Source organism: Paraburkholderia tropica, assembly GCF_900109265.1.
GTDB lineage: Bacteria > Pseudomonadota > Gammaproteobacteria > Burkholderiales > Burkholderiaceae > Paraburkholderia > Paraburkholderia tropica.
The window spans coordinates 42,951-50,921 of the sequence record NZ_FNZM01000025.1; the positions used below are offsets into that span (position 1 = coordinate 42,951).

4 protein-coding genes and 1 pseudogene are annotated in these 7,971 nt (G+C 67.3%); 1 reads left to right on the top strand and 4 read right to left on the bottom strand.

Going from position 1 to position 7,971, the window contains the following annotated elements; all coding sequences use genetic code 11:
- Positions 1-5: 5 nt before the first annotated feature.
- Both BMY06_RS40680 and BMY06_RS32880 read right to left on the bottom strand, forming a co-directional pair.
- Positions 6-3,302: pseudogene (locus BMY06_RS40680) on the bottom strand (amino acid adenylation domain-containing protein); the annotation flags it as partial.
- A 22-nt stretch (positions 3,303-3,324) separates the two neighbouring features.
- A complete protein-coding gene (locus BMY06_RS32880) occupies positions 3,325-5,535 on the bottom strand; it encodes a TonB-dependent siderophore receptor (RefSeq protein ID WP_110329060.1) in 2,211 nt (736 codons plus the stop codon).
- Positions 5,536-5,787: 252 nt separating this feature from the next.
- Here BMY06_RS32880 and BMY06_RS32885 point away from each other — a divergent pair, with 252 nt between their 5' ends.
- The gene (locus tag BMY06_RS32885; RefSeq protein WP_161495519.1) at positions 5,788-6,588 is read left to right on the top strand and encodes an AraC family transcriptional regulator; all 801 of its coding nucleotides are present in this window, start codon (positions 5,788-5,790) and stop codon (positions 6,586-6,588) included.
- A 47-nt stretch (positions 6,589-6,635) separates the two neighbouring features.
- Here the strand turns inward: BMY06_RS32885 and BMY06_RS32890 are convergent, their stop codons facing one another.
- Both BMY06_RS32890 and BMY06_RS32895 read right to left on the bottom strand, forming a co-directional pair.
- Positions 6,636-6,896, bottom strand: coding sequence for an acyl carrier protein (locus tag BMY06_RS32890; RefSeq protein WP_065062885.1), 261 nt, complete (start codon positions 6,894-6,896; stop codon positions 6,636-6,638).
- 57 nt (positions 6,897-6,953) lie between these two features.
- Positions 6,954-7,967, bottom strand: a complete 1,014-nt coding sequence (locus BMY06_RS32895; RefSeq protein ID WP_074987200.1) for a TauD/TfdA family dioxygenase — start codon at positions 7,965-7,967, stop codon at positions 6,954-6,956.
- Positions 7,968-7,971 lie beyond the last annotated feature (4 nt).

Sequence of the window (7,971 nt, forward strand, 5' to 3'; positions counted from 1 at the left end):
ATCTGCGCGGCTTCGGTGCTGTGCTCCGCGCTGTGTCCACGCTCAATCGCCTGCGCGACGCTCGCCAGTTGCTCGACCGACTGACGCTCGAACACCTGACGCGGCGTGAGCTTCCAGCCCGCGCGGCGCGCGCGTTCGACGATCTGCAGGCTCAGGATCGAGTCGCCGCCGAGTTCGAAGAAATTGTCGTGACGCCCGACGCGCGCCACACCCAGCACCTGTTGCCAGATCGCCGCGAGCGCCGTCTCGGCCGCGCCTTGCGGCGCTTCCCAGCCGCGCGCGTCGTGGCCCGGCTGCGGCAGCGCGCGCCGGTCGATCTTGCCGTTCGGCGAAAGCGGAAAACTCGCCAGCTCGACCCACGCGGCGGGCACCATGTACTCGGGCAGTTCGGCGCCGAGCGCCGCCGCAAGCGTGGCGCGCTCGATGCGGCAACCCGCGCGCGCGCTCACATAGGCGACCAGCCGCTTGCCGTTAGGACCATCGAGCGCGGCGACGACGGCGGTTTCGACGCCCGGCTGCCGCTGCAACACGGCCTCGATTTCGCCGAGTTCGATCCGGAAGCCGCGAATCTTCACCTGATGATCGAGGCGGCCCAGATAGTCGAGCGCGCCGTCCGGCCGCCAGCGCGCGAGGTCGCCCGTGCGGTAGAGACGCGCGCCCGGCTCGAACGGATCGGGCACGAAGCGCTCGGCCGTCAGCGCGGGCCGGTTCAGATAGCCGCGCGCGAGCCCCGCGCCGCCCAGATACAGTTCGCCCGCCACGCCCTCGGGCAGCGGATTGAGCGCCGCGTCGAGCACATGCGTCGACACATTGGCGATCGGCCGGCCGATCGGCACCACGGCATCGCCCGCGCGGCAGGTCCAGTGCGTGACGTCGATGGCCGCTTCGGTCGGACCGTAGAGGTTGTGCACCTGCACGTGCGGCAGACGCGCGAGCGTCTGGTCCTGCAACGGCGCGGGCAGCGCCTCGCCGCTACAGACGATCTGGCGCAGGCTCGCGCAGACGCGCGGCGCGCTAGCATGATCGGCATCGGCGGCGCGGCGGTCGAGCGCGGCGACGAAGGCCTGCAACATCGGCGGCACGAAATGCAGCGTGGTGACGCGATGCGCGTCGATCAGCCCGACAAGCCGCGCCGGATCGCGATGGTCGCCGGGCTGCGCGAGCGCGAGGCGCGCGCCGGTCATCAGCGGCCAGAAGAATTCCCACACCGAGACGTCGAAGCTGAACGGCGTCTTTTGCAACACGGTGTCGCGCGCGTCGAGCCGGTACGCGGCCTGCATCCACGCGAGCCGGTTGAAGAGCGCGCCGTGCCGGTTCGCCGCGCCCTTCGGCCGCCCGGTCGAGCCCGAGGTGTAGATCACGTAGGCGAGGTTTTCCGCGTCGAGCGCGACCTCGGGGCACGCGGCGGATTCCTGCGCGAGATCGAGCGTGTCGAGCGCGAGCACGGTGCAGCGCGCGTGGGCGTTATCCGTGTTATCGGTGTTATCGGCGTATTGCTCATGAGGAATCAGCGCCTCGAAGCGCTCGCTCAACGCGTGCTGCGTGAGCAGCAGACCGATGCCGCTGTCCTCGATCATGTACGCGAGGCGCTCGGCGGGATAGTCGGGATCGAGCGGCACGTAAGCGCCGCCCGCCTTGAGAATCGCGAACAGGCCGACCACCATCTCCACCGAGCGCTCCGCGCCGATGCCCACCTTCACGTCCGGCCCCACGCCCAGCCGCCGCAGCCGTTGCGCGAGCCGGTTGGCGCGCGCGTCGAGTTCGGCGTAGCTGAGCACGGCATCGCCGAACAGCAAGGCGTCGGCGTCCGGATGCGCGGCCGCTTCGCGCTCGAACAGCCGATGCACCGGCACGGCCGGACCGTAGTCGGCGTGCGCGCGGCTCCACGCGGCCAGCCGCGCGCGCTCGTCGTCGCCCAGATACGGCAGTTCGACGATCGCGCGATCGGGCTGCGCGCAGAGCGCCGCGAGCAGCGCCTCGTAATGCCGGCAGAAACGCGCGACGGTGTCAGGCCGATAACGCGTCGCGTCGTAACGCGCCGTCACGCTCACCGCCTGCGCGCCCACGCGCACATCGAAACTCAGATCGAAGCGCGCGAGCGGATTTTCGGCGTCGACGATTTCCACGTCCAGACCGTCGAGCGCGAGCCGCCCCGACGCCGCCTCGCCCTGCACGTTGAACAGCGTCTGAAACAGCGGATGACGATCGGCCTCGCGCCGCACACCGAGCGCGTCGACGAGCAGCGGCAAGGTCACGTCGGCGTGATCGAGCGCGGCGCGCGCGTCGGCGCGCACGTTCTCCAGCAGCGCGCGGCCCGTCATCGACGGATCGAGGCGCGCGCGATGCACGCGCGTATCGACAAACAGACCGATCAGGTCGTCGCATTCGGCGAGCGTGCGCCCGCTCGTCGGCACGCCGATGCAAAAATCGCGGCTGCCCGCGTGACGCCACAACAGCAGTTGATACGCGGCCATCAGCGCGACGAACGGCGTGCAGCGCGCCGCCCTGCAACGCTCGCGCAACGCCGCGAGCGTCGTGTCTTGCAGCGCAAACGTATGCGCGAGCGCGCGGCGTTCGGCTTGCGGCGCGCGCGGAAAATCGCCGGGAAGTTCGAAGCTGTCGTCGGGCGTGCCGATGTAGGCGCGCCACCACGCGAGATCCGCCTGGGCCTTTTCGCCCGCGAGCTGCGCGCGCTGCCACGCGGCGAAATCGGCGTATTGCCATTCGAGTGATTCGGCATCCGAATGATGCGCGGATGCCGGATCGCGCAGCGCATCGCCATACGCCTGGGCGAGTTCGCGCGCGAAAACGGCGTTCGAGCCGCCGTCGGAAATCAGGTGATGCACGACCACGGACAGCACGTGCCAGTGCGGCGCGAGACGCACGAGGCGAAACCGCGCCGCGCCGTCGCGCGCGAGGTCGAACGGACGTTGCGCTTCGTCTTCCAGCACGCGCGAGAGCATGACGTTACGCGATGCGTCGTCGAGATCGTCACGATCGTCGAGAAGAAGCGGATCGAGCGGCGCGTCGGCACGCAGATCGGCGATCTGATACGGCGTGCCGTCGCGTTCCTCGAAGCGCGTGCGCAGCACCGCCTGGCGCGCACGCACGCGCGACAGCGCGCGATGCAGCGCCGCGCCGTCGAGCGGCCCGCGCAGATGAAACGCGCGGGCCAGATGCCACGCGCCCGAATCGGGCGCGAGGCGCTGCATGAACCACATGCTTTCCTGCACGGGAGACAGCCGCTGCCACGCGGACGACACGCCGGCGACACTCATTGTTCGTTCTGCGGGAACCTGCATGGCAGCACTGCCTCCTGTTGAATTACCACTGATATTTCGCTCCTGCCAGCAACAGCCGGCCCTGGCCCCAGTAGCAGTAGTTCGCGCTCGTGCACGAGGCGAAGTACTTGCGATCGAGCAGGTTCGACACGTTGATCCACGTCGTCCAGCCTTGCAGGCTGGAGAAGCGGCGGCCGAGGTCGTAGCGCAGCGAGAGATCGACCAGCGTCGCCGACGACGTCATGAAACTGTTCGCCGTATCGCCATACGAGCCGCCGATGTAGCGCACGCCGCCGCCGAACAGCAGGCCCGCGAGCGGTCCCGCCGAGACCGTGTAATCGGCCCACAGCGAAGCGGTGTTGCGCGGAATGCCGACCGGCACCTTGTCGAGATTCGACGTATTGCTCTTGGTATTGAGCAGGTTCGTGTAGGTGTAGCTCGCGATCAGCTGCAGGTTGTTGGTCAGGCTCGCGTGGCCTTCCACCTCGAAGCCCTGCGAGCGCACCTGGCCCGTCAGCACGCTGAAGCTCGTGTGCAACGGATCGGTGGTCGCGACGTTGTTCTGCGTGATATGGAACGCCGACACCGTGACGAAGCTGTTATAGCCCTTCGGCTGGAGCTTCACGCCCACTTCGTACTGCTCGGCCGTGAGCGGCGCGAACGCCTCGCCGCTATACGAGGTGCCGACCTGCGGCTGGAACGAGCGCGAGTAGCTGAAGTACGGCGCCACGCCGTTGTCGAACTGGTACACGCCGCCCGCGCGCCACGTGAAGGCGCGGTTGAACTGCTCGGTCGTCGCGCCGGTCTTGTACGAGGTCTGATCCTCGTTGGCCCAGTCCTCGCGCACGCCGAACAGGAACGACCACTTGCCGATGTCGATCTGATCCTGCGCGTACACGCCGAGCTGCTTGATCGAGGTGGCGGTCGAGGTCGCGAACATCGTGGTCGGATACGGGATCGTCTGACCGTAAAGCGGGTTGCTCGCTTCCAGACCCGGCGCCGCGCCACCGAAGAAATAGTGGTTGAACTGGATGTTCTGGTAGTCGAGGCCGAACGTGACGTTGTGCTTGAGCGCGCCCGTGTTGAACTTCGCGTTCAACTGGTTATCCACGGTATGCGAATTCACCATGCCGCGGTTCAGGTAGGCGTCGCGCGACAGCGTGTCGGTGCCGCTCTTGAAGCCGTCGTTGGCGACGTACTGGATCGTCTCGCTGTTGTGCAGGAAGCGATAGCTCTGCTTGAACGACCACGTGTCGTTGAAACGGTGCTCCAGCTGATAGCCGATCGACTCCTGGGTCTTGCGGAAGCTGTCCCACGTCGGCTCGCCCGGGTATTCGCTGCGGCTCGTCCACGTGCGCGGCACCGAGTTGTAGATGCCCGCTTCCGGATCCGACTGGTAGTTCGCGAAGACCGTGAACGTGGTGTCGCGGCTCGGGCGGAACTCGATGGTCGGCGCGATCGAGAAGCGCTGCTGGTTCACGTAGTCGGTCTGCGTGCCGGTGTTGTAGCCGTCGGCCGTGACGCGGTAGAGCACGGTGCCGGCCTTGTCCACGGGACCGCTGAAATCGAAGAAGCCCTGCACGCGGCCATAGCTGCCGGTCTGCATGCCGACTTCGTGGTACGGCGTGTCGGTCGGCATCTTGCTGACGAGATTGACCGTGCCGCCCGGCGAGCCCTGGCCGTACAGCACCGACGCCGGACCGTGCAGCAGTTCGATGCGCTCGAACATGTACGGATCGAAACTCGTCACGTTGTAGCCGAAGCCGCCGCTCGGGCCGGGCGTGCGCAGCCCGTTCCAGAACTCGTCGACGAGAAAACCGCGCGCATAGAGATATTCGAGCGAGTCGGTGTTGGTGCCGCGCTGTTCGGGGTTGATGCCCGAGGTGTAGCGCAGCGCCTGCGCCACGCTCTGCGCGCCCTGCACGTCCATCTGGTCGCGCGTGACGACCGAGATCGCCTGCGGCACCTTGATGATCGGCGTGTCGGTCTTGGTGCCGGCCTCGCTGCGCTTGGCCACATAGCCGACTACCGGCCCGGTGGCCGTTTCCGTGCTGGCCGTGCCCTTCACGACCACGGCCGGCAGCTGCTGGCCGCCCTGGACCGGCTGCGCGGCCGCGGCATCCGATGCCGCCACCGGCGCGGCCGTCTGCGCACTGGCGATTTTCGCGATCGCCAGCGCCACGACCGCCGTCATGGTGCGCAGCCTGATGCGCTTCGCCTTGCCCGTTCCCGCGTCGCCCACGCCGTTATCCATGTGGTTCAATGACTCCCCGCCCCATCCCCGATTCATGCCCTTGCGCCCTGTTCAAAAATTTAAGATTAGCCTCAATACAAATGCGACTCATTACTATTGTCATTCGTATGCGGCACGCGGAGGATAGAATACGGGCTGTGCTTCGCCGTCGTCCTGTCAAATAGCTGCGCGAAGCCGTCGATATTTGACGGTTTTGCCATACTTTTTTCGTTGACTCACAAAATGACCGAGATCTGGCAACGTTTTAACGGTATGCAGCGGCGATATCTCAAGCGTCCAGTCATTGCCAAACGCTATGACTTCGAAACCGGCGATAGCGAGAGCTGGCACTCGCATACGCAGCCGCAATTCGTCTACACGACGCGCGGCGTGCTGCGCGTCATCACGCCCGACGGCGCGTGGACGCTCGGCCCGTACCGCGGGCTGTGGATCGCGCCGCTCGTCGCGCACGAGTTGCAGGCGGTCAGCCCGACGGTGATGTACACGGTCTATTTCGAAGTCGATGTCGCGCCGCGCGACGAACCGCGCTGCCACGTGCTGATGATTTCGTCGCTGCTGCACGAACTGGTGGCGGCGCTCGTGCTCGATCAGCAGAACGGCCAGGCCGAGCGCCGCTCCGCGCTGATCGACCCGCTGCTGCTCCAGGAAATGCGCGAGGCGCAACTCGCCACCGAAGGCCTGCTGCCGCTGCCGAAGGATCGCCGACTGCAACAGATCTGCGGCCAGTTGATGGACGCGCCCGCCGACAACACGCCGCTCAACGACTGGGGCATGCGCGTGGGCGCGAGCGAAAGCACGCTCGAACGCGCCTTCAAGGACGAAACCGGCCTGACCTTCGGCCAGTGGCGTCAGCGGCTGCGTCTCGTCGAGTCGATCTCGCGGCTCGCCAAGGGCATGGCGGTGTCGACCATCGCGACCGAGCTGGGTTACAGCAATTCCAGCGCGTTCATCACCATGTTCCGGCGCGCGATGGGCGAGACGCCGCAGCGCTTCCTGCGCAATCGCGGCGGGCTGGAAGCGGGCGCGGCGCAACCCCCGCAAGCGGCGCAGTAAGCGTCGCAATGAGCGACACGAAACGCGACAGGACAAGCGACGCAAGCTCACGCGCCCTGCCGCGCCGCCAGCAACGCGCTCAGCGACGCCACGCTCGGGTGATCGAACACGTCGCCCGGCGCCAGCTCCACGCCGAGCTTGCGGCGGATGCGCGCCACCAGCTTGATGACGAGCAGCGAATCGCCGCCCAGTTCGAAGAAGTCCTGATCGTCGCCGATCTCGTGCGGCGCGAGGCCGAGCAGCGTCGCGAACAGCTCGCGCACGTCGGCGTCGAGCGGCTGAGCCAGTGAAGTTGCCTGGGTTTGCATAGCGGTGAATCCTGAATCCTGAGTGATGAAAAAAGGCGCGCGCGGCGCGCCCGCATGTCAGACCGTCGCCGCCAGCACGTCCGCGCGCGCGACGAGTTCGCTCATCGCCACCACGATCTTGCGCGGCCCGCTGAACGGATCGCGCGCGTGCGCGACCAGCATGTTGTCGAGCATGATCGCGTCGCCCTTGCGCCACGCGAAGCGCACCGCGCAGCGCTCGTAGGCCGCGCCGATGGCGGCCATCGCCTCGTCGCCGATCTCGCCGCCGTCGCCGAAATACGCCTGGCGCGGCATGCGTTTCGCGCCCGCGAATTCGAGCAGATCGAGCCGCACGTCCTCGTCGAGACAACTCACGTGATGCAGTTGCACCTGGTTGAAGAACGCGCGCTCGCCCGTGCGCGGGTGCGCGATCACGGCCGGGCAAACGGTGCGCGTCTGCAATTCGTCGTTGGCGAGCCATTCGTACTGCACGCCCGCGGCCTCGCAGCGCGTCTCGACTTCGCGGCGATCGTCGGTGTGGAAGAACTCGCGCCACGGCACGTCGAGTCCGCGCGTGAAGGTGCGCACGTACATGATCTGCCGGCGTTCGAACGCCTCGACGAGCGCCTCGGGCAGCACCCGCAGCATCGCGCGGCAATCGACGATGGGTGTCGCGCCGCCGACCGGCGACGGCTGTTCGCAGAAGAAGAACTGGCGGCGCGGCCAATGCGGCTGATGCGCGCTTTCGTTGTGAAACAGGATCATCTGCTTCTCGGGATACGGCGTGGAGCGGTAGGTGTTGCGCCCGCCCTCCTTCTTCGGCAGGTCGCCGTATTCGCCGTACAGTCCCGGCGAGATGGTCTCCGCGAACGCCTCGAAGGCGGCGGGATCGGCGAGGCCGAAGTCGCGGAACAACACCGCGCCGTGGCGCAGCAGCGCGGCTTCGAGCGCCTCGCGATGCGTGTGGACCCACGCGCGCGCGTCGTGCGCGGGATCGAGCGGCGCGCGCGGCGTCAGCACCAGCGGCATGGCGTGCGCGGCGTCGAGCAGGGACGCCTCGATGGCGGCGTCGGGAAATAACGATGCGTTCATGATT

Coding starts and splice junctions, on each gene's coding strand:
- BMY06_RS32880 (WP_110329060.1), bottom strand. CDS start 5,535: ATGGATAACGGCGTGGGCGACGCGGGAACGGGCAAGGCGAAGCGCATC.
- BMY06_RS32895 (WP_074987200.1), bottom strand. CDS start 7,967: ATGAACGCATCGTTATTTCCCGACGCCGCCATCGAGGCGTCCCTGCTC.
- BMY06_RS32890 (WP_065062885.1), bottom strand. CDS start 6,896: ATGCAAACCCAGGCAACTTCACTGGCTCAGCCGCTCGACGCCGACGTG.
- BMY06_RS32885 (WP_161495519.1), top strand. CDS start 5,788: ATGCAGCGGCGATATCTCAAGCGTCCAGTCATTGCCAAACGCTATGAC.